The following is a 19131-nucleotide window of genomic DNA, read 5'->3' as shown; positions in this document are numbered from 1 at the left end:
TTCGCAGATGAATAGGTTTTTCGTTTGCGAATTTATTATCTTCCTCTTATCAGTCTGTGCGCGTTTAGAGCGCATCCCGAAAAGTGTGAAACGGTTTTCGGACAAGATGCGCGCCCTTAATACGCGGGCATAGGTTCTGGAGGAGATATTTATGCAGCTTAAAGTATCTGATAGGCGCACACTGGGCCGCACGGGGCTGTCCGTAACGGCGCTTGGTCTGGGAACCGCACCTTTGGGCGGGCTTTATGCGCCTGTTTCCCGTGCCGATGCGGATGCTTTGCTCGAAGCTGGCTGGGACAGCGGCATCCGCTATTTCGACAGCGCACCGATGTATGGTCTTGGTCGAAGCGAGCATCTTTTGGGCGATTTGCTGCGCGAAAAGACTGAACGCGCCGTGGTTTCTACCAAAGTTGGCCGCCTGATGACCAATGAGCGCGCTGGTCGCACGCTGCCGCCATCGCCACCAAAAAATCCTCTCGATTCCGGCTGGCACAATGGTCTCAATTTCCGTGAGGTTTTTGATTACAGCTATGACGGTGTTATGCGCAGCTTCGATGACAGCCAGCAGCGCCTTGGCTTTCCCAAAATCGATCTGCTCTATGTCCATGACATTGGCCGCGTGACCCATGCTGACCGTCATGAGTTTCACTGGAACGCATTGACCAAGGGCGGCGGTTTCCGTGCACTGAGTGAATTGCGCGAAGCAGGCAATATTAAAGGCTTTGGCCTTGGAGTGAATGAATGGCAGGTCATTCGTGATGCGCTTGAGGAAGCGGATCTCGATTGCTCGCTTCTGGCTGGCCGCTACTCGCTTCTTGATCAGGTTTCGGAAAAGGAATTCTTGCCGCTGGCGCAAAAGCGCGGCATGGCGCTGGTGATTGCCGGTGTGTTCAACTCCGGCATTCTGGCATCCCCACGCGGTGGCGAACAGAAGTTCGATTATGCTGATGCGCCTGCTGAAATCATTGCACGCACCAACCGCCTGCATGATATTTGCGACGACTTCAATGTACCGCTTGCCGCCGCCGCCATGCAGTTTCCGATGATGCATGAGGCCGTCAGCTCCATTCTGATTGGTGTGCGTTCGCCAGAACAGATCAGGCAGAATGTTGTCTGGTTCGAGCAGTCCATCCCGGGTGAATTCTGGGCGACGCTGCGTTCTGAAGGTCTGATCTCGTAATCATGACGTCCAAAATTCTCTGCGTTGGTGCCCTCACCATGGACACCATTCTGCGCCTTGATGAACTTCCACACGCGGCAGGTAAATATCTGCCGCGTGAAGCGGTCGAGATCGCCGCTGGCATGGCTTCGAGTGCCGCAGCCGCGATTGCCCGGCTTGGTGGGGATGTGGCGCTTTGGGCTTCTGCCGGAGTTGATCCGGTGGGTGAGCGCGCCATCGCAGAGCTTGAAGCCGAAGGCATCGATTGCTCTTATATCCGTCGGCTGGAAGGCGTGCGCACGGCATTTTCCTCAATTCTTGTCGATGCAAACGGCGAGCGCATCATTGTGCCATTTTATGACCCGGCACTTGCAAGCCCGTCGGATCAGATTCCGCCGATTGCAGCTGGCGCCTACGCCGCTGTAATGACCGATGTGCGCTGGCCATGGGCGGCTGAAACAGCCCTTCGAGCTGCTCGCGATGCAGGGATTCCAGCTATCTTGGATGCGGATACCGCACCTGTCGAGCTTCTGGAAAAGCTGCTGCCGCTTGCAACGCATATTGTTGCATCAGAACCCGCTGCGATCAGCGTGACCGGCACGACGGATTTGCGCGAATGTGTGAACATTTTGGCCAGCCGCTATGATGTTTTCACCTCTGTCACCGCTGGCGCTGATGGCTGCTACTGGACGCAAGGGGCTGGCAAGCAAGTATTCCATGTACCGGGCTTTAAGGTGAAAGCCGTCGATACGCTGGCAGCGGGCGATGTCTTTCATGGCGCTTTCGCCCATGGTCTGGTTGACGGCAAAGGGATCACCGACATGATCCGATTTGCCAATGCAGCCGCCGCCATTAAATGCGCACGCTTTGGTGGCCGCGCCGGTTCACCAGACTATCAGCAAGTCCTTTCTTTCATAGAAAGCGGTGTTGTTCCGGCCCAGTAAGCCGGCAATCTCCTCCCAAAAACATACAAACACGCACTGAACCCGAATTGACTATTTACTAACATGTTAGTATGTGCCAACTTACAGTTCAAACTTGGGAGGAGCCAGTTTTGGCACAACAATATTCAGGGCAGGAGCGCTTCGGCCTCTCTGCGGCACTCACCACACCATTCGATGCTGACGGCAAAATCGATGTCAGCCGTGCCCTAAAGCACGCCCGCGCCCGCCTCGACAGCGGCTGCTCGAGCGTCACTCTGTTTGGTACCACCGGCGAAGGTTCGTCGATTGCCGATGCTGAACGCGCAGCGCTTCTTGATGCTTTCATCGCGGATGGTTTTTTGGCTTCGAACATCGTTGTCGGCGTCATGGAAAATTCGGTGGCCGATGCAGTAGCCCAATCCGCCGATGCGCTGCGTCGCGGTTGCAAGGCCATTCTTCTGGCGCCGCCATCCTATTTCAAAAACCTGTCCGACGAAGGTCTGTTCAACTGGTTCTCGGCGGTTCTCAAAGGTTTGGGCGATGATGCACGCAGCATCATTCTTTACAATATCCCGTCTGTAACGGCGGTTGAATTGTCGGTCGATCTGATCACCCGTCTGCGTGATGCTTTTGGTGGCGTCATAACCGGCGTGAAAGATTCCTCTGGCAACTGGGCCTATACGGAAAAGCTGCTTGCTGCTCATAAAGACATTGCGATCCTGATCGGTGATGAGCGTGATCTTGCAGCCGGTGTGCGGCTTGGCGGACAGGGTGCGATTTCCGGTATGGCCAATCTTTTCCCGGATCGTCTTCTACGCATGATCAATGACGGTCAGGATGACAATGAACTGGTTGGCGCTGTGCAGCAATTGCTGAACTATCCGGTAACGCCAGCGGTCAAGGCCATGGTTGCGCGTCATACGGGCGACAAGGAATGGCGTCGTGTACGCGCACCGCTGATTTCATTAAATGACGCGGATTTCGATGCAATTGGCAGTGTATTCGACCGTTTGCATATGGCAAAAGCGGCCTGATCACGGCATAAGCGTCGATAGCAAAAGGAAATGGCTTTGGCGGACGATCACCAAGAACCGGTAAAATTGCGCGATAAGGCTTATCAGAGCTTCACCGAGCATTTGCTGGCGCGTGATTTTCATCCGGGCCAGTTCGTTTCACAGCGTCAGCTCGTCACTATGACGGGTCTGCCGCTGGGTGCGATCCGCGAATTGATCCCGCGTCTTGAAACGGAAGGTCTGATCAAGACCGTACCGCAGCGTGGACTCCAGATCGCCCATATTGATCTTAATCTGATCCGCGAAGCGTTTCAGTTTCGCCTTTTCATCGAAAAGGAATCGGTTGCGATTTTTTGCCAGTCAGCTTCCGATGAATTGCTGCGTTCGTTGCGCGCTGAGCATGAAGAAACGCTCAATCGTGCAATGAACGAAGGTGAAACACCGGAGCTTGAAAAACAGGCACAGAATATCGACTGGAGCCTGCATGATACGATTGTTAGCTCGCTTAATAATGAAATCATTTGGCGTGCTTACCAGACCAACACAATCAAGATGCGTCTGATCAATCAGGAGCGTTTCCGTATTAACGGGCGTGTGATTCCGGTTATGCAAGAGCATCTGACTGTGTTGAGCGCCATTGAGACCCGCGACCCGCAAACGGCCATGGATGCCATCGCCGTTCACATCAACAATGCACGGAAACTGGCTTTGCACATTTAAAGACCAAGGTCTGGCGAGAGGAGTCGCCGGGCCGCAAACATTACAGGGGAGGAATAAGCGATGAATCTGTTACGTCCAACACGCCGTCAGTTTATGGCGGGAACGGCAGCAATTGCTGCATCCGGCATAACGGGCATTAGCCCGTCTTTTGCCCAGTCAGGTGTTGACTGGAAAAAATATGCGGGCACCACGCTTGAAGTAAATCTGATCAAAAGCCCGCGTGGCGAACTCCTTCAGAAGCATCAGAAGGAATTCGAAGACCTGACGGGCATCAAGGTTAATTCCGAGCAGACGCCGGAACAACAGCAGCGCCAGAAGGCGGTGATTGAGCTGACTTCGGGCCGTCCGAGCTTCGACGTTATCCACATCAGCTATCACGTTCAGAAGCGTCAGTTTGAAAAGGGCGGCTGGCTTGCCGATCTCAACCCGTTTTTGAAAGACCCGACGCTGACCGACGCGTCGCTCACCGAAGATGATTTTGCAAGCGCGGGTCTGACCTTTGCCAAAGATGCCAATGGTCGCTTTGGTGCACTGCCATTCTCGGTCGATTACTGGATTATCTATTGGAACAAAGACCTCTTTGCGGAGAAGGGGCTTGAATTCCCCAAGACCTTTGAAGAACTGGTCACAACCGCCGAAGCACTGACCGATCCGTCCACCAGAACCTATGGTTTCGTTGCGCGCGGCATGAAAAACGCCAATGCGCCGGTCTTCACCAGCCTTATGCTTGGTTATGGTAAGCAGTCGGTGGACGCTGATGGTAATGTTGAGACGGATTCACCGGAAGGCATTGAAGCGGCCAGGCTCTATCAGCGCCTGATGACCAAATCGGCACCTCCCGGGGTTGCGGGCTTCAACTGGGCAGAATGCCAGTCGAACTTCCTTCAGGGTCGCGTTGGCATGTGGCTCGACGGTATCGGCTTTGCACCGCCGCTTGAAGACCCGAACAAGTCGCGCGTTGTCGGCAAGGTTGGTTATGGCGTCATGCCAGCAGGCCCGAATGCACAGGCTGCACCGACGACCGGCGACGGTATCGGCGTCACAGAAGCTTCCAAGAACAAGGAAGCCGCATATCTTTACTGCCAATGGGCCATTTCCAAAGAAATGGGTGCGCGTCTGTTGCAGTCGGGTTCGGGGGTCCCGTTCCGCAAGTCGATCATTGACGACGAAGCCGTGCGCAAGGGCGTCACCATGCCGGAAGGCTGGGTAGAGGCGCTCTCGAAATCAGCGCCGATCAGCCAGCTCTGCCTGCCCGTCATCGTGCCTGTCACGGAATTCCGCGACATTATCGGTGTGGGCCTCACCAATCTGTTGAATGGTGCAGACGCTGAAACGGAAATGAAACGCGCGACGGAAGAATTCCGTCCGGTCCTCGCACGGAGCGAAGGAAAATGACATCTGCTGCCCCGATAGGTGCAAAAACAGGAGCAGCTGCAACGGCTGTTCCTGCCACCCGGCCTTTTAAAAGTCGTCTCAGACCCAGCTATTGGCCGTTCGTTCTTCCAGCCTTGATCACTGTCGGGGCGGTGATCGTTTTCCCATGGGTGTTTACACTCTGGATGAGTGCCAATCAGTGGCAACTCGGCGGTGAACAGAGCTTTGTCGGCTTCGACAATTATCTGCGCCTTGCAGCCGATATGCGTTTCTGGGAATCCATGTGGCATACGGTCGTCTATACGGTTCTCTCCGTCGTTGCTCCGATGATATTGGGCACGATTGCAGCGCTGGTTTTTGACAGTAAACTGCCGATGCGCGGGCTGTTGCGCGGCATTTTCGTGATGCCGATGATGGCAACGCCAGTGGCCGTCGCCCTTGTCTGGACGATGATGTATCACCCACAACTTGGCGTGCTGAACTATCTTCTATCGCTGATCGGTATTCCGCCACAGGAATGGATTTTCAATCAGAGCACGGTTATCCCGTCGCTGGTACTGGTTGAAACATGGCAGTGGACGCCGCTGGTGATGCTGATCGTGCTTGGCGGCCTTGCCTCCATGCCACGTGATCCGTTTGAAAGTGCGGAAATTGACGGTGCCAACGGCTGGCAGAAGTTCCGCTATATCACGCTGCCGATGATCCTGCCCTTTATCATGGTGGCCGTTATCATCCGCTCAATTGATGCGCTCAAAAGCTTCGATATCATCTATGCGATGACGCAGGGCGGTCCGGGTACGGCATCGGAAACCATCAATATCTATCTCTATAATGTGGCGTTCTCTTACTATGACATAGGCTATGGCTCGGCGATTGCCGTGGTGTTCTTCATTGTCATTATCGCCATGTCCATGATCCTTCTGGCGCTGCGCCAGCGGACCAAGTGGAACTCGTGAGGACCGACCATGGCACGCAAGTCTATTCTTTCAAAGCTTGGCACGGCACTCATGGTTTTCGTCATCGTGTCGCCTGCAATCTTCTTCTTCGTCTGGATGCTGTCGCTTTCGCTGAAATATGAAATCGACAATGGCGCCTATCCGCCAATCCTGATTCCCGACCGCATCGCTTGGTCAAACTATAGCGGGATTTTCGAAACCAACGACTTTCTGCTCTATTTCTGGAACAGTATTCTCGTCACCGGCACCGCTACCTTGCTGGCATTGATTGTCGGTGTTCCGGCAGGCTATGGCATCGCACGCTTGCGCGCCAACAAATCGGCAATCGTTATTATGATTGCGCGTATGACACCGGGCCTGTCTTACCTGATCCCGCTGTTCCTTTTGTTCCAGACGCTCGGACTGCTCGGCACGCTCTGGCCGCAGATCATCATCCATCTGGTTGTGACGGTTCCCATCGTGATCTGGATCATGATCGGTTATTTCGAGACAACACCGATGGAGCTTGAAGAAGCAGCCACCATTGATGGTGCATCGTCGTGGCAGGTATTCATGAAAGTTGCACTGCCGATTGCCAAGCCTGGCATTGTGGTGTCGCTCATCCTTGCGGTGATCTTCTCGTGGAACAATTTCGTTTTCGGCATCGTGCTCGCCAGCCGCGAGACACGCACTCTGCCGGTCGCAGTTTACAACATGCTGTCCTTTGAACAGGTCAGCTGGGGTCCGCTTGCCGCCGCCGCCCTTGTGGTCACATTGCCGGTCCTGTTGCTAACCGTTTTCGCACAGCGCCAGATCGTTGCAGGTCTGACCGCAGGCGCCGTCAAATAAGAGTTGAGGTTCAAGATGGCATCTGTATCCATCCGAAATGCAATCAAGAAATATGGCAATGTCGGCGTTCTGCATGGCGTGTCGGTTGATATTGAGGACGGCGAATTCGTCGTGCTGGTCGGCCCATCGGGCTGCGGAAAATCGACGCTTCTGCGCATGATCGCAGGGCTTGAGGAAATCAGCGATGGCGAAATCGCTATCGGTCCGCGCGTGGTCAATGATCTGCGCGCCAAGGAGCGCGACATCGCCATGGTGTTCCAGAATTATGCGCTCTATCCGCATATGACGGTGGCCGACAATATGGGCTTCGCGCTCATGCTGAAAAACGCGCCGAAGCAAGAACGTGACAGCCGCGTTAACCGTGCGGCGGAAATCCTCGGCCTCAACAAGCTGCTCGACCGCTTTCCGCGCCAGCTTTCCGGTGGCCAGCGCCAGCGTGTGGCGATGGGCCGTGCGATTGTCCGCGATCCGCAGGTGTTTCTGTTTGACGAACCGCTGTCCAACCTAGACGCTAAATTGCGTGTGCAGATGCGCGGTGAGATCAAGGGGCTGCATCAGCGTCTGAAAACCACCACGATCTACGTCACCCACGATCAGATCGAAGCCATGACCATGGCCGATAAGATCGTCGTCATGCGTGATGGTCTGGTGGAACAAATCGGTGCTCCGCTCGATCTTTATGATCGTCCGGCCAATATGTTTGTGGCTGGCTTCATCGGTTCGCCATCAATGAACTTCGTCAACGGCAAGATCGAAGAAGGTTCGTTTGTCGCTGATGGCGGTTTCCGCATTCCGCTTCCCGATGGCGATTATGGCAGTCTGTCGGGCAGGGCCGTTTATGGCATGCGCCCTGAACATATGAAGATTGCCGAGCAGGGCGTGCCGGTTACGGTCGATATTGTCGAGCCGACAGGTTCGGAAATCATGGTCATGGGCAAGCTGGGCGATCAGCCGGTTACCTGCCTGTTCCGCGAGCGCCTGACAGTGCGTCCGGGTGATGTGCTGACCATTGCGATTGATCCGGCAACCAGCCATGTGTTTGAGTCGGAAAAAGGCAAACGCGTCAGCCGTTAAACATAAAAAACGCCGGGGTTTCCCCCGGCGTCTTTGTTTTATTCGGCCGCTTCTTTGACGGCCATCGGATTGTTCGGATGGGTTGTCCAGTTGGCATATTGTGCCGGGATTGGTGCCTTGGTGCGCGGATCGAAGTCGCCGATCTGCTCCATGGTGATGCAATCCTCGACCGGGCAGACATTGACGCAAAGATTGCAGCCAACGCATTCCTCATCAATCACTTCAAAGTGCCGTGCACCATTCACCAGATTGGTGATCGCCTGATGCGAGGTATCTTCGCAGGCAATGTGGCAACGACCGCACTTGATGCAGGAATCCTGATCAATCCTTGCCTTGGTGACATAATTGAGGTTGAGGTACTGCCAGTCACTGACATGCCCGACAGCCATGCCGCGGAAATCATCAAGCGTCTGATAACCCTTGCTGTCCATCCAGTCGGAAAGACCGTCGATCATTTCCTCAACGACCTTGAAGCCATAGGTCATGGCAGCAGTACAGACCTGAACGGTGCCGCAGCCGAGCGCAATAAATTCAGCCGCATCGCGCCATGTCGTAATGCCGCCAATGCCTGAAATCGGTAGACCATAGGTTTCAGGATCGCGTGCAATTTCCGCCACCATGTTCAGTGCAATCGGTTTGACCGCTGGTCCGCAATAGCCGCCATGGCTGCCGCGTCCGTCGATGGACGGAACAGGCGACATGCTGTCCAAATCAACCGAGACAATCGAATTGATCGTGTTGATCAGCGACACAGCGTCTGTGCCGTTGGCCTTTGCGCCTCGTGCTGGCTTGCGAATATCGGTGATGTTTGGCGTCAGCTTGGTGATCACTGGCATCCGGCTATATTGCTTGCACCATTTGACAACCATGCCGACATATTCCGGCACCTGACCAACAGCCGCACCCATGCCGCGTTCGCTCATGCCGTGCGGACAACCGAAGTTTAGTTCGATGCCGTCAGCGCCGGTTTCTTCCACCAGTGGCAGAATGGCTTTCCATGCCTCTTCTTCACATGGCACCATGATCGACGCGATCAATGCGCGGTCGGGCCAGCGCATTTTGACTTCCTTCATTTCGCGAAGGTTCACTTCAAGCGGACGATCAGTGATCAGTTCGATATTGTTAAGACCAAGCAGACGCCGGTCAGCGCCATGGATTGCGCCATAGCGCGGACCATTGACGTTAACGACCGGAGGGCCCTCGGCACCCAGCGTTTTCCAGACCACGCCACCCCAGCCAGCCTTGAAAGCACGCTCAACATTGTAAGCCTTGTCGGTCGGTGGAGCCGAAGCCAGCCAGAACGGGTTTGGCGATTTGATACCGAGGAAATTCGTAGAAAGATCAGCCATGTTTACTCTCCTCAGCCCTGTTCCTGGCCCAAAGGCACACTGCGGTCACGGTGAGCCGACGGGCTGGGCGCATGAAGCGCGCCGCCCGAGAGCACCGCATCGGCAAAACCTTCAATTGCTTCGGGACGTTTTGTCAGCGTTGCATGGATAGATTCGGCAGCAACTTTGCCGTCTTCCACCGATGCAACGGTCAGATCCTGACCACCTGCAACGCAGTCGCCCCCCGCCCAAATCCCTTCAACGGATGTGCGACGCTCATCATCGACGCTGATGCGCCCTTTGGAGAGTCCAATGCCTGAGCCTGCAATTGGCTCTGGTTCAAACTTCTGACCAATAGCCTTGAATACCTGATCGGCTTCGAGAATGAGATATTCGCCAGTGCCCGAAAGCTTGCCGCTATCGGCATTGGTATATTCAAACACAACGGCATTGACGGTGCCGTCTTCGCTCCGCTCAAGGGCATGCGGTTGCAACCAGTGACGGATCACCACGCCATGAATCTGTGCCAGTTCCTGCTCATAGGCGCTGGCATTCATGCTTTCCTGCCCGCGACGATAAACGATGGTCACGTTTTCAGCGCCAAGCTTCTTGGTCTGAATGGCAACGTCCACCGCCGTCATGCCGCCACCGATCACCACGACATTGCGGCCAACGGGCAGCGACGAGAGGTCTTTTGCCTGACGCAGATTGGCAATGTAATCCACCGCATCAATCACATTCGGTGCATCTTCTCCGGCAAGGCCGAGATCATTAACCCCCGGCATCCCCATGCCGAGGAACACCGCATCATAGCCTGCTTTTAAGGCTTCAATCGTGATGTCCTGACCGAGCGTCTGGTTATATTCGATATTGATAGCGCCGATTTTCAGCACGAATTCCAGCTCGCGCTGGGCGAAATTATTGACTGTCTTATAGGCGGCAATACCATATTCATTCAGACCGCCGCCCTTGGGCCGCGCGTCAAAAATCGTCACCTGATGGCCATGCATCGCAAGGCGGTGCGCCGCAGAAAGACCTGCCGGACCTGCGCCAACAATGGCGATGTGCTTGCCGGTGTCGGGTGCGCGCTTGAATGGATGATTGCCGGTTTCCATCAGAACATCGGTCGCATAGCGCTGCAATTCACCGATCTTGACCGGTTTGCCTTCCGAAGTCTCGCGAACACACACTTCTTCGCAGAGCGTTTCGGTCGGGCAGACGCGGGCACACATGCCACCAAGAATGTTCTCTGAAAGAATGGTCTTCGCCGCACCGATGGCATTGCCAGTGTTAATCTGGCGAATGAAACGCGGAATATCGATGCTGGTCGGACACGCATTCATGCAAGGCGCATCATAGCAATAATAGCAGCGGTCAGATTCAACGAGGGCTTCATGCTTGTTGAGCGGCGGATGCAGATCATCGAAAACATGCGCATAATCGGCCTTATCCAACCGCGAGCCGTGAATATCAGGCCCGTTCGCGTGTCCCGGATTATCAATTGCATCAATAGGCGAATTCTCTGCTGATCTCATAGATCGCATCTCCCATTTTTGCTTGTTCAGGCGCGGGTTCCCTTTGCGCACCGTAAACTCTGTTCCGGGCTGCGATCTTTGCCGTCGCGTGATGCCCGTTATTGACAGGATGACAGATTTTCACGGAAGGTCAAATTTTTTATCATCTGGTCAATTTATGACAAATCAGCGCATCCCGAAAAGTGGGAGCCGGTTTTCGGAAAAGATGCGCGTCAGAAAAAATGCATACCAGAAATAGCAAAGGCCCGGCTTTGGAAGCACGGGCCTTTGACATTGAACTCAAATGGAAATCAGAGGGGATCGGACTTGAGACCACTTGGTGCTGGTTCGGTGGTCGCTTCTGCTTCCTGAAACGCTTCTGCTTCTTTTGGCAGCGACGGACGCGCGCTTAATACCAGTGCGCAGCCAGCGATGATCACGGCAGCGCCGGCAAACTGGATGATGGAAAGCTGTTCTTTAAGGAACACGGCACCAACCAGCACAGCAATGACTGTGACCGCAAATTCCACGCTGATGGCTTTTGTCGGGCCGACATTCCCGACCAGCCTGAAATAGAGCACATAGGTGAGCGCGCTCATCACGCAGGCAGAGATCAGCAGAAAGACAACATCAATCAGCCCCGGCATGGCTGGCACAGGAATGACGAAGATCAGCGGCAGCGTGAGAATGCCGCCAAACACGAATGCGCCGATGGTGGTTTCCCACGAGCCGGTGGTGGACAGGCGGCGGCTTGCATAATTGCTGCCAAATGCCGCCGAAAAGCACGAGAACATCACGGCAATGCAGCCCATGATGAATTCAGGCGTCACGGCCACAGCGGGAAAGCCAACCAGCAACACAATGCCGGTCACACCAAGCAACAGGCCGATCAGGCCGCGTGAGGTGATGCGCTCAAGCCCCCACAACTGGCTGATGACCATTGAGAAAAGCGGAATTGATGCCACACAGATTGCAGCCATTGCCGTGCCGATCAGCGGTGTACCGTAGGAAAGGCCAATCAGCTGGCCCGCAACAGTTGTGGCGCCAACAATGGCAAACGGCTTCCAGCCAGCTTGAAAATCAAGGCTGCGCCCTGATAGCTTGGCAATGGCAAACAGTGTTCCCGCCGCAATGAAGGAGCGGAAAGCCACCGCACCCACCCAGCCGAAGGCTTCGACCACGCGCAGCACCACGAGGAACGAAAGCCCCCATGCGATGGCAAGAAAAATATAGGTTGCGGTATCTCTGGGTTTCATGCCGATAGGCCTTAATGATGCTGTTGGATTATCGACTATCTGAGTTGGACGCAAAGCGAAAACGCTTTCCCATCCATCCCCATACCATCTTGGAATGAAATTATGCCGTTTTTGCAGCGGCATTATCGAGCGCTTTTTGAGCTGCCGCAGCACCGATATTGGCAAAGAAGCGATCCGCAATCTTGCGTGCGACCGAACCGAGAAGTTTCGATCCAAGCTGGGCGATCTTGCCACCGGCATCGCCGCGGATCACATAGCTCAGGATCGTGTCATCACCATCTTCTGTCAGGGTTACATCGGTGTCGCCATGGGCAAAGCCTGCAATCGAGCCTTCACCGCGCCCGGAAATCGTATAGGAGGCGGGTGGCTTCATGTTGGAGAGTTCGAGCATTCCATGGAAGCGGACCTTGATCACGCCGAGGCTGACTTTCAACGCTGCACGGATTTCTGTTTCAGAAATTCTTTCCAGATCTTCGCAGCCGGGAATGCTGTTTTTCAGCGTTTCAATATCATTGAGCGCATCCCAGACGGCCTGCCGGGGTGCGTTGATTCTCTCTTCTCCGACGAGGTCCATGCTTTAAACTCGCTCCTATCAATCTATATTGATCAATATCCATATATGGAGCGGCATCAAAATGAAAAATTTCTGTAATTTAATTGGTGCAATCTTCTAATAAAATGCTTAATTATCCGCAATTAAATCGATTTGATTGACTGGAGTATCATCATGGCAAGAGACGCGGCGAAGCTTGAAGCAACGGTCGCAAAGCTGAAAAAGCACTGGGCGGAAGCAGCACCAAAAGACATGCGTGCCGCATTCAAAGCTGATCCGGGCCGTTTTGAGCGTTATTCGCTGTCACTTGATGATCTGCTGTTTGACTGGTCGAAGGCCCGCGTCAATGACGAGACGGTTTCGCTTTTGACTGAACTGGCAAAAGCCGCCGATGTTGAAGGCCGCCGCGCTGCCATGTTTGCAGGCGAGCACATCAACAACACTGAAGATCGCGCTGTTCTGCATGTCGCCCTTCGCGACACAACCTCGAAAGAGGTATTGGTCGATGGCCACAACGTCCTGCCGGACGTGAAGAAAGTGCTCGACCGTATGGCTGCTTTCTCCGATGGCATCCGTTCCGGTTCTGTCACAGGTGCGACGGGCAAGAAGATCACCGACATCGTCAATATCGGTATTGGTGGTTCCGATCTTGGGCCGGTTATGGCGACGATTGCGCTTTCACCCTACCATGACGGCCCGCGCGCCCATTATGTTTCGAACATCGATGGTGCACACATTGCCGACACGCTCAATGTGCTTGATCCGGTAACGACACTGATCATCGTCGCCTCAAAAACCTTCACCACCATTGAAACCATGACCAATGCGCAGACCGCGCGCAAATGGATTGCGGATGCGCTGGGCGAAGACGCTGTCGGCGCACATTTTGCAGCCGTCTCGACTGCCCTTGATAAGGTCGCCGCATTTGGCATTGGCGAAGAACGCGTCTTTGGTTTTTGGGACTGGGTTGGCGGTCGCTATTCGGTCTGGTCGGCGATTGGCCTGCCGGTGATGATCGCAATTGGCGCAGATAATTTCCGCAAATTCCTTGCAGGCGCGCATTCAATGGATGTGCATTTCCGCGATGCGCCGCTGGAAAAGAACCTGCCAATCTGGCTCGGTCTTATCGGTTACTGGCACCGCGCAATTTGCGGTTACTCCAGTCGTGCCGTCATTCCTTATGATCAGCGTCTGGCACGCGTTCCGGCCTATCTCCAGCAGCTCGATATGGAATCGAACGGCAAAAGCGTGACCGTTGACGGCAAGCCAGTTTCCGGCCCAACGGGTCCTGTTGTCTGGGGCGAGCCTGGCACCAATGGCCAGCACGCTTTCTTCCAGTTGCTGCATCAGGGTACAGACACCATTCCGCTCGAATTCATCGTTGCGGCAAAGGGCCATGAAAAGCATCTCGATCATCAGCATGAAATGCTGCTCGCCAATTGCCTTGCGCAGTCGGAAGCCTTGATGAAGGGGCGCACGCTCGATGAAGCGCGTGCACAGTTGAAGGCCAAGAATCTGCCGGACGCAGAAGTTGAGCGCATTGCACCGCATCGCGTGTTCTCGGGCAATCGTCCGTCGCTCACGCTTGTTCACGACAAGCTCGACCCGTTTGCATTGGGTCGCCTGATCGCCCTTTACGAGCATCGTGTGTTTGTTGAAGCGCAGATTTTCGGCATCAATGCCTTTGACCAGTGGGGCGTGGAACTTGGCAAAGAACTCGCAACCGAGCTTCTTCCTGTTGTTTCGGGTGCAGAATCCGCCGAAGGCAAAGACGCTTCGACCGTTGGTCTCGTTGCGCATTTGCATGCGCGCCGCAAAGCCTGATATTAAGGCAAATCAATAAGGCAAGCCGGGCGCTCTGCCCGGCTTTTTGTGCTTTTAATGGGATGAGAGATGAAGACCGAGATTATCGAGTTTGCCGGCGACGTACCGGGTAACGCCATAGAACTGCGTGTGCTGCGTTTTGCAGGCAAAGACAGCGATGCGCCGACCGCCTATCTGCAATCCTCGCTGCATGGTGGCGAATTGCCGGGGCAAGCTGCTCTGCATTTTCTCGTGCCGATGCTGAAAAAAGCTGCTGAAGAAGGCCGTATTCTCGGCAATATCACGGTTATCCCACAGGCAAATCCGATTGGCTCAAACCAATGGCAGGCGCATCAGCATCTGGGCCGTTTCGAGTTTTTCTCTGCGGTCAATTTCAACCGCGCTTTCCCGCTGCTGCCGGATTTCGACACCAGTGAACTTTCCGGCCCGGATGCACCTGTTGCGCTTGCGCAGCGCCTGAAAGCAACGCTTTTGAAGTTGGCTCTCGAAAACGACATCGTGCTTGATCTTCATTGCGATGATGAAAGCGAAAGCTATGTGTATATCGCCAAGGAATTTGTGGAAGACATGAAGGATCTGGCCGTGGCACTCGGCTCGACAGCGATCCTCGCTTGGGACACGACCGCGGACGCAGCTTTCGAGGAAGCCTGCGCACATCCGGTTCTGCAATTGCCTGCGGATCAGCGCAATATGAAGCGCCGCGCCGTAACCACGGTTGAATTCCGTGGTTTGAGCGATGTCTATGCCGATATGGGCAAAGGTGACGCGGAAGGTCTTTACAGATTTCTCGTCCATCGCGGCGTGATTGTCGATGAAAGCGTCAAGCTTGATCTCGATTATAAGGGCCTCATTACGCCGCTTGAAAACGTTGAAATGCTGCGCGCACCGGAAGGTGGCATGGTGCTTTATCACGTCGCTCCGGGCGATGTGGTGGAAGCGGGCGCCAAGCTCGTGACCGTTGTGACCAAGCCGGGTGAACCGGAAGGCGACATCACACTCACTGCGCCGCAGGCAGGCCGCATTCTCACCCGTCGCACCCTGCGTTATGTTCGTCGTGGGGATGATCTTCTCAAGCTGCTGGCTGACAAACCATCGGCAGTGAAGAAACGCGCCGGTGCGTTAGAGGCATGAGTGCACCCCTTTCCTCCGAAAAGTTGAAATCAATCCGTGCCATCCTGTTCGATAAGGATGGCACGCTGATCGATTTCGACCGCACATGGTTTACCGTGTCGTGGAACCTTGCGCAGCGCACCGCCAATGGTGACGAGCATCGTGCGCGCTCGCTGCTTGATGCGGGTGGCTATGATTGGGAAGCATCGCGTTTTCGCGCCAATTCGGTGATTGCTGCCGGAACGGTCGAAGACATCGTGCAGCTCTGGCACCCGGAGATTGACGAAGCGGGTTTCAAAGCGAAGATCGACGAGTTTGACTCTTATACGGTCGCTGAAGGTGCGCGTTCTGCGGTGGGAATTGAGGGCTTGCAAGAGACACTCGAAGCACTTCGCGAGATGGGCTTTATCCTTGGCATTGCCACCAATGATTCCGAAGCAGGAGCACATGCGACCGCGAAGGCGCTGGGCATCGACCATTTGTTTGATGTGGTGATCGGCTATGATACGGCCGCACGCCCAAAACCTTATGCCGACCCATTGCTGTATTTTGCTGAGAAAACCGGCCTTGAACCGGGTGCAGTCGCCATGGTTGGCGATAATCTGCATGACCTTGAAACAGCGCACGCTGCAAAAGCCGGACTTGCTGTCGGTGTTCTGTCTGGCAACAGCCCACGCGAAGCGCTTGAGCCTCATGCTGATGTGGTGCTCGAATCTATTGCTGGCTTGCCTGGTTTGTTCAGATAAAACGAAGCGGCCCTCATAAAGTTGAGGGCCGCTTTTATTTTAGTCTCTCAATTCGCGGCGCAAAATCTTGCCGACATTGGTTTTCGGCAAGGCATCCCGAAACTCCACTTCGCGCGGGCGCTTGTAATTGGTCAGACGCTGGGCGCAGAACGATTTGACATCCTCTTCCGTGAGGGTCGGGTCACGGCGCACCACATAGAGTTTCACCACTTCACCAGAGTGCTCATTGGGAATGCCCACGGCAGCTGATTCCACGATGCCCGGATGTTCTGCGGCCACTTCCTCAATTTCATTCGGATAGACGTTGAAGCCCGAAACAAGGATCATGTCCTTCTTGCGATCAACAATCTTGGTGAAGCCGTTTTCATCCATGAAGCCCATGTCGCCGGTGCGGAAAAAGCCGTCAGTCATGATGGCGCGCTCCGTTTCATCCGGGCGGTTCCAATAGCCAAGCATAACCTGCGGGCCGCGCACGCAAATCTCGCCCACTTCACCCAGTGGCAGATCCTTGCCGTCATCGTCTCGAATAGCAATGTCGGTTGAAGGCATGGGGAGCCCGATTGTGCCACTGAATTCGGTCGCATCCAGTGCATTGGCTGAAGCAACTGGAGATGTTTCCGAAAGCCCGTAGCCTTCGGTGATGTGGCAGTCCGTCATTTCCTGCCAGCGTTCGGCAATTGGACGCTGCACTGCCATGCCCCCGCCGAGTGTCAAAACCAGTGGCTTGAAGTTCAGCGCTTTGAAATCTTCGTTGTTCATCAAGGCGTTGAATAACGTGTTGAGGCCCGGAAAGATGTGGAATGGATATTTTTGCAATTCCTTGACGAAAGCTGGAATATCGCGTGGATTCGGAATGAGAATATTGCGCGCGCCAAGCTTGATGCCGATCATCGCATTCACAGTCAGTGCAAAAATATGATAGAGTGGCAGAGCACAGACGAAGTTGAGTTCTTTCGGTTTGCCCTTTTTCAAAAATGCCACTTCCATCCAGAGCCGCATTTGTTCCACATTGGCCAGAATATTGGCATGGCTCAACATCGCGCCTTTGGAAACACCCGTGGTGCCGCCGGTATATTGCAGAAAGGCAATGTCAGATTTGTCGACTGGAACCGGATTGAAAGACTTTGACCTTCCTTGCTTCAACGCATCTTTGAAGCGCACATGATCGGGAATGTTCCATTCCGGCACCAGTTTTTTCACCTTGCGCACCACCAGGTTGATGATGTGGCCTTTCAGGCCGTGCATGTCACCCATAGAGGCAACAACGATGTTTGGAACATGGATGGAAGCCAGTGATTTCTGCACGGTGGTGGCAAAATTTTCGAGCACGATCAGGGCCTGCGCGCCTGAATCATTCAATTGGTGCTGAAGCTCGCGCGGTGTGTAGAGCGGGTTTACGTTGACGACCACGAAGCCAGCCCGCAGGATTGCGGCAATTGCCACAGGATATTGCAGGATATTGGGCATCATCACCGCAACGCGGTCGCCCTTGACCAATCCGCGTGATTGCAGCCAAGCTGCGAGCGCGCGCGAATTCTCGTCCAGTTCCTTATAGGAAAGGTCCTTGCCCATGCAGGTGAAGGCTGGCTTGCCTGCGAATTGGCGGCATGCATTGGCAATCATGTCGCCAATGCATGTGGTCTTGCTCATGTCGATCTCGTGTGGAACGCTTTTTGGATAGGATTTCAGCCAAATCTTATCCGCTGCCGAAACAGCTGCGGTAGCCTTTTTCGACGTGGGTTTTGTTTCTGCTGCTTTTTTTGCCATGCCTTCTCCCCGGATTGCTCCGTCCACTGTTTGAGCAGCAAGCCCGCCACCCTTTTCCCAATACGACCCGTCCCGACAATGCAGGTCAGGTGCTCCTCAGTCATGAATGTGGTCGAGTTTCGTCCTGACCGCAAGAGTTACATTGACGTAAGCGTAAATTAAAAGGGGATGAGCTGTCTCTCCCAATTTTTTAGAGTGGCAGCGGACTCCGAAAAAATACGTGTTTTAGCGGTCAGAAAGAGCCGGGTTCGTCGATACGCATGGAGCGTATCATTGTTTTGATGGTTTTACCGCCGGACTGAACCAGATCAAAGCTGCGTTCGCTTCGCATCCACTCGTTGAGAAGACCACTCAATACCGCAAGCAGGATTTGAGCCGCCGATATTGAAGTCCATTCCTTTGAGAGTTCTCCACGGCGTTCCGAAATGTCGAGCAATCCGGTGAACAACGATAACATAGTGGCGCGGGCTTCTTTCAGACGATCGACCACAGGGGCAATTTCTCCGACATATTCGCAGCGCTGATGAATGATGGTGAAAACATTCTGCTGCTGCTCATTGGTCGCGAAAAGTTCTAACGCCGTTAAGATCGATTGTTCGAGGACATGCATTGGATTGGGATGATCACAGGCCGCAGCCTTTATCATGATCTCTTCATGCGGAAAGCAGGTGCGATTAATAATCGCTTGAAAAATGTCCAGTTTGTCGTGAAAATGAAAATAGATTGCGCCGCGCGTAACACCCGCTTGGCTGGCAATTTGTGACAGTGTTGATTGAGTGAGTCCGCGTTCGAGGAAGACGTGTTCTGCGGCGGCCAAAATGGCCTCCCGTGTTTCAGCAGCTTCAGCTTTTGTTCTGCGCATTCAATCTTCTCTCGACAAAGCAGATGCCTAAAATATGCGTTTCCCCCTTCACGACCAGGGTAACTCATTCGTGATATGTAATATTAAGTGATTGACTATAACACGGTAATTCGTGTTTACAAAC

The 19131-nt window shown here is 54.2% G+C and carries 17 protein-coding genes; 11 read left to right on the top strand and 6 right to left on the bottom strand.

Annotated elements, in window-relative coordinates:
* Nucleotides 1–151 precede the first annotated feature (151 nt).
* The 8 genes from VBH83_RS11305 (at nt 152) to VBH83_RS11270 (ending at nt 8047) form a co-directional block, all read left to right on the top strand.
* Nucleotides 152–1180, top strand: a complete 1029-nt coding sequence (locus VBH83_RS11305; protein ID WP_396997727.1) for an aldo/keto reductase — start codon at nt 152–154, stop codon at nt 1178–1180.
* A 2-nt stretch (nt 1181–1182) separates the two neighbouring features.
* On the top strand, nt 1183–2103 hold the full coding sequence (locus tag VBH83_RS11300; RefSeq protein ID WP_396997725.1) for a PfkB family carbohydrate kinase: 921 nt from the start codon (nt 1183–1185) through the stop codon (nt 2101–2103).
* Between the two features lie 110 nt (nt 2104–2213).
* Nucleotides 2214–3116: a dihydrodipicolinate synthase family protein gene (locus VBH83_RS11295; protein WP_396997723.1), complete on the top strand. Its 903-nt coding sequence runs from the start codon at nt 2214–2216 to the stop codon at nt 3114–3116.
* Between the two features lie 36 nt (nt 3117–3152).
* Nucleotides 3153–3815, top strand: a complete 663-nt coding sequence (locus VBH83_RS11290; protein WP_265983839.1) for a GntR family transcriptional regulator — start codon at nt 3153–3155, stop codon at nt 3813–3815.
* Between the two features lie 60 nt (nt 3816–3875).
* The gene (locus VBH83_RS11285; protein ID WP_396997721.1) at nt 3876–5210 is read left to right on the top strand and encodes an ABC transporter substrate-binding protein; all 1335 of its coding nucleotides are present in this window, start codon (nt 3876–3878) and stop codon (nt 5208–5210) included.
* Entirely contained in the window at nt 5207–6145 is a 939-nt protein-coding gene (locus VBH83_RS11280; protein ID WP_265982919.1) for a carbohydrate ABC transporter permease, read from the top strand. Before VBH83_RS11285 ends, VBH83_RS11280 begins: the two co-directional genes overlap by 4 nt.
* Nucleotides 6146–6154: 9 nt before the next feature.
* Nucleotides 6155–6973 carry a carbohydrate ABC transporter permease gene (locus VBH83_RS11275; protein WP_396997718.1) on the top strand — a complete coding sequence of 273 codons (819 nt, stop codon included), beginning with the start codon at nt 6155–6157 and terminating at the stop codon, nt 6971–6973.
* Between the two features lie 15 nt (nt 6974–6988).
* Nucleotides 6989–8047: an ABC transporter ATP-binding protein gene (locus tag VBH83_RS11270; protein ID WP_265982921.1), complete on the top strand. Its 1059-nt coding sequence runs from the start codon at nt 6989–6991 to the stop codon at nt 8045–8047.
* Nucleotides 8048–8085: 38 nt separating this feature from the next.
* Here the strand turns inward: VBH83_RS11270 and preA are convergent, their stop codons facing one another.
* The 4 genes from preA to VBH83_RS11250 form a co-directional block, all read right to left on the bottom strand.
* Nucleotides 8086–9396 (bottom strand): NAD-dependent dihydropyrimidine dehydrogenase subunit PreA, encoded by a 1311-nt coding sequence (preA, locus tag VBH83_RS11265; RefSeq protein WP_140020200.1) that lies wholly within the window; start codon nt 9394–9396, stop codon nt 8086–8088.
* 11 nt (nt 9397–9407) lie between these two features.
* A complete protein-coding gene (locus tag VBH83_RS11260; protein WP_265982924.1) occupies nt 9408–10919 on the bottom strand; it encodes an NAD(P)-dependent oxidoreductase in 1512 nt (503 codons plus the stop codon).
* A 281-nt stretch (nt 10920–11200) separates the two neighbouring features.
* Nucleotides 11201–12145 (bottom strand): DMT family transporter, encoded by a 945-nt coding sequence (locus tag VBH83_RS11255; RefSeq protein WP_265982926.1) that lies wholly within the window; start codon nt 12143–12145, stop codon nt 11201–11203.
* A 100-nt stretch (nt 12146–12245) separates the two neighbouring features.
* The gene (locus VBH83_RS11250) at nt 12246–12719 is read right to left on the bottom strand and encodes a carbon monoxide dehydrogenase subunit G (protein WP_265982928.1); all 474 of its coding nucleotides are present in this window, start codon (nt 12717–12719) and stop codon (nt 12246–12248) included.
* Nucleotides 12720–12872: 153 nt separating this feature from the next.
* Between VBH83_RS11250 and pgi the strand changes: the two genes are divergently transcribed.
* The 3 genes from pgi (at nt 12873) to VBH83_RS11235 (ending at nt 16378) form a co-directional block, all read left to right on the top strand.
* Nucleotides 12873–14522 carry a glucose-6-phosphate isomerase gene (gene pgi / locus VBH83_RS11245; RefSeq protein ID WP_265982930.1) on the top strand — a complete coding sequence of 550 codons (1650 nt, stop codon included), beginning with the start codon at nt 12873–12875 and terminating at the stop codon, nt 14520–14522.
* A 69-nt stretch (nt 14523–14591) separates the two neighbouring features.
* Nucleotides 14592–15653 carry a succinylglutamate desuccinylase/aspartoacylase family protein gene (locus VBH83_RS11240; RefSeq protein ID WP_265982931.1) on the top strand — a complete coding sequence of 354 codons (1062 nt, stop codon included), beginning with the start codon at nt 14592–14594 and terminating at the stop codon, nt 15651–15653.
* The gene (locus VBH83_RS11235) at nt 15650–16378 is read left to right on the top strand and encodes an HAD family hydrolase (RefSeq protein ID WP_265982932.1); all 729 of its coding nucleotides are present in this window, start codon (nt 15650–15652) and stop codon (nt 16376–16378) included. The genes VBH83_RS11240 and VBH83_RS11235 overlap by 4 nt, the downstream gene beginning before the upstream one ends.
* Nucleotides 16379–16417: 39 nt before the next feature.
* Here VBH83_RS11235 and VBH83_RS11230 read toward each other — a convergent pair whose 3' ends face one another.
* Both VBH83_RS11230 and VBH83_RS11225 read right to left on the bottom strand, forming a co-directional pair.
* Nucleotides 16418–18145 (bottom strand): long-chain fatty acid--CoA ligase, encoded by a 1728-nt coding sequence (locus tag VBH83_RS11230; RefSeq protein WP_265982933.1) that lies wholly within the window; start codon nt 18143–18145, stop codon nt 16418–16420.
* A gap of 232 nt (nt 18146–18377) precedes the next feature.
* Nucleotides 18378–19007 (bottom strand): TetR family transcriptional regulator, encoded by a 630-nt coding sequence (locus VBH83_RS11225; RefSeq protein WP_396997713.1) that lies wholly within the window; start codon nt 19005–19007, stop codon nt 18378–18380.
* Nucleotides 19008–19131: the final 124 nt, after the last annotated feature.

The organism is Ochrobactrum sp. S1502_03 (genome assembly GCF_044435015.1).
Classification (GTDB): Bacteria; Pseudomonadota; Alphaproteobacteria; order Rhizobiales; family Rhizobiaceae; genus Brucella; species Brucella chromiisoli.
Note: the sequence above shows the minus strand (reverse complement) of the source record. Positions and strands in the feature narration are given on the sequence as shown.

Bases quoted from the DNA above. Each gene is read 5' to 3' on its own strand.
- VBH83_RS11275 (WP_396997718.1), top strand. From the start codon at position 6,155: ATGGCACGCAAGTCTATTCTTTCAAAGCTTGGCACGGCACTCATGGTT.
- VBH83_RS11300 (WP_396997725.1), top strand. From the start codon at position 1,183: ATGACGTCCAAAATTCTCTGCGTTGGTGCCCTCACCATGGACACCATT.
- VBH83_RS11280 (WP_265982919.1), top strand. From the start codon at position 5,207: ATGACATCTGCTGCCCCGATAGGTGCAAAAACAGGAGCAGCTGCAACG.
- VBH83_RS11260 (WP_265982924.1), bottom strand. From the start codon at position 10,919: ATGCGATCTATGAGATCAGCAGAGAATTCGCCTATTGATGCAATTGAT.
- pgi (WP_265982930.1), top strand. From the start codon at position 12,873: ATGGCAAGAGACGCGGCGAAGCTTGAAGCAACGGTCGCAAAGCTGAAA.
- VBH83_RS11285 (WP_396997721.1), top strand. From the start codon at position 3,876: ATGAATCTGTTACGTCCAACACGCCGTCAGTTTATGGCGGGAACGGCA.
- VBH83_RS11255 (WP_265982926.1), bottom strand. From the start codon at position 12,145: ATGAAACCCAGAGATACCGCAACCTATATTTTTCTTGCCATCGCATGG.
- VBH83_RS11250 (WP_265982928.1), bottom strand. From the start codon at position 12,719: ATGGACCTCGTCGGAGAAGAGAGAATCAACGCACCCCGGCAGGCCGTC.
- VBH83_RS11235 (WP_265982932.1), top strand. From the start codon at position 15,650: ATGAGTGCACCCCTTTCCTCCGAAAAGTTGAAATCAATCCGTGCCATC.
- VBH83_RS11230 (WP_265982933.1), bottom strand. From the start codon at position 18,145: ATGGCAAAAAAAGCAGCAGAAACAAAACCCACGTCGAAAAAGGCTACC.
- VBH83_RS11240 (WP_265982931.1), top strand. From the start codon at position 14,592: ATGAAGACCGAGATTATCGAGTTTGCCGGCGACGTACCGGGTAACGCC.
- VBH83_RS11305 (WP_396997727.1), top strand. From the start codon at position 152: ATGCAGCTTAAAGTATCTGATAGGCGCACACTGGGCCGCACGGGGCTG.
- VBH83_RS11225 (WP_396997713.1), bottom strand. From the start codon at position 19,007: ATGCGCAGAACAAAAGCTGAAGCTGCTGAAACACGGGAGGCCATTTTG.
- preA (WP_140020200.1), bottom strand. From the start codon at position 9,396: ATGGCTGATCTTTCTACGAATTTCCTCGGTATCAAATCGCCAAACCCG.
- VBH83_RS11270 (WP_265982921.1), top strand. From the start codon at position 6,989: ATGGCATCTGTATCCATCCGAAATGCAATCAAGAAATATGGCAATGTC.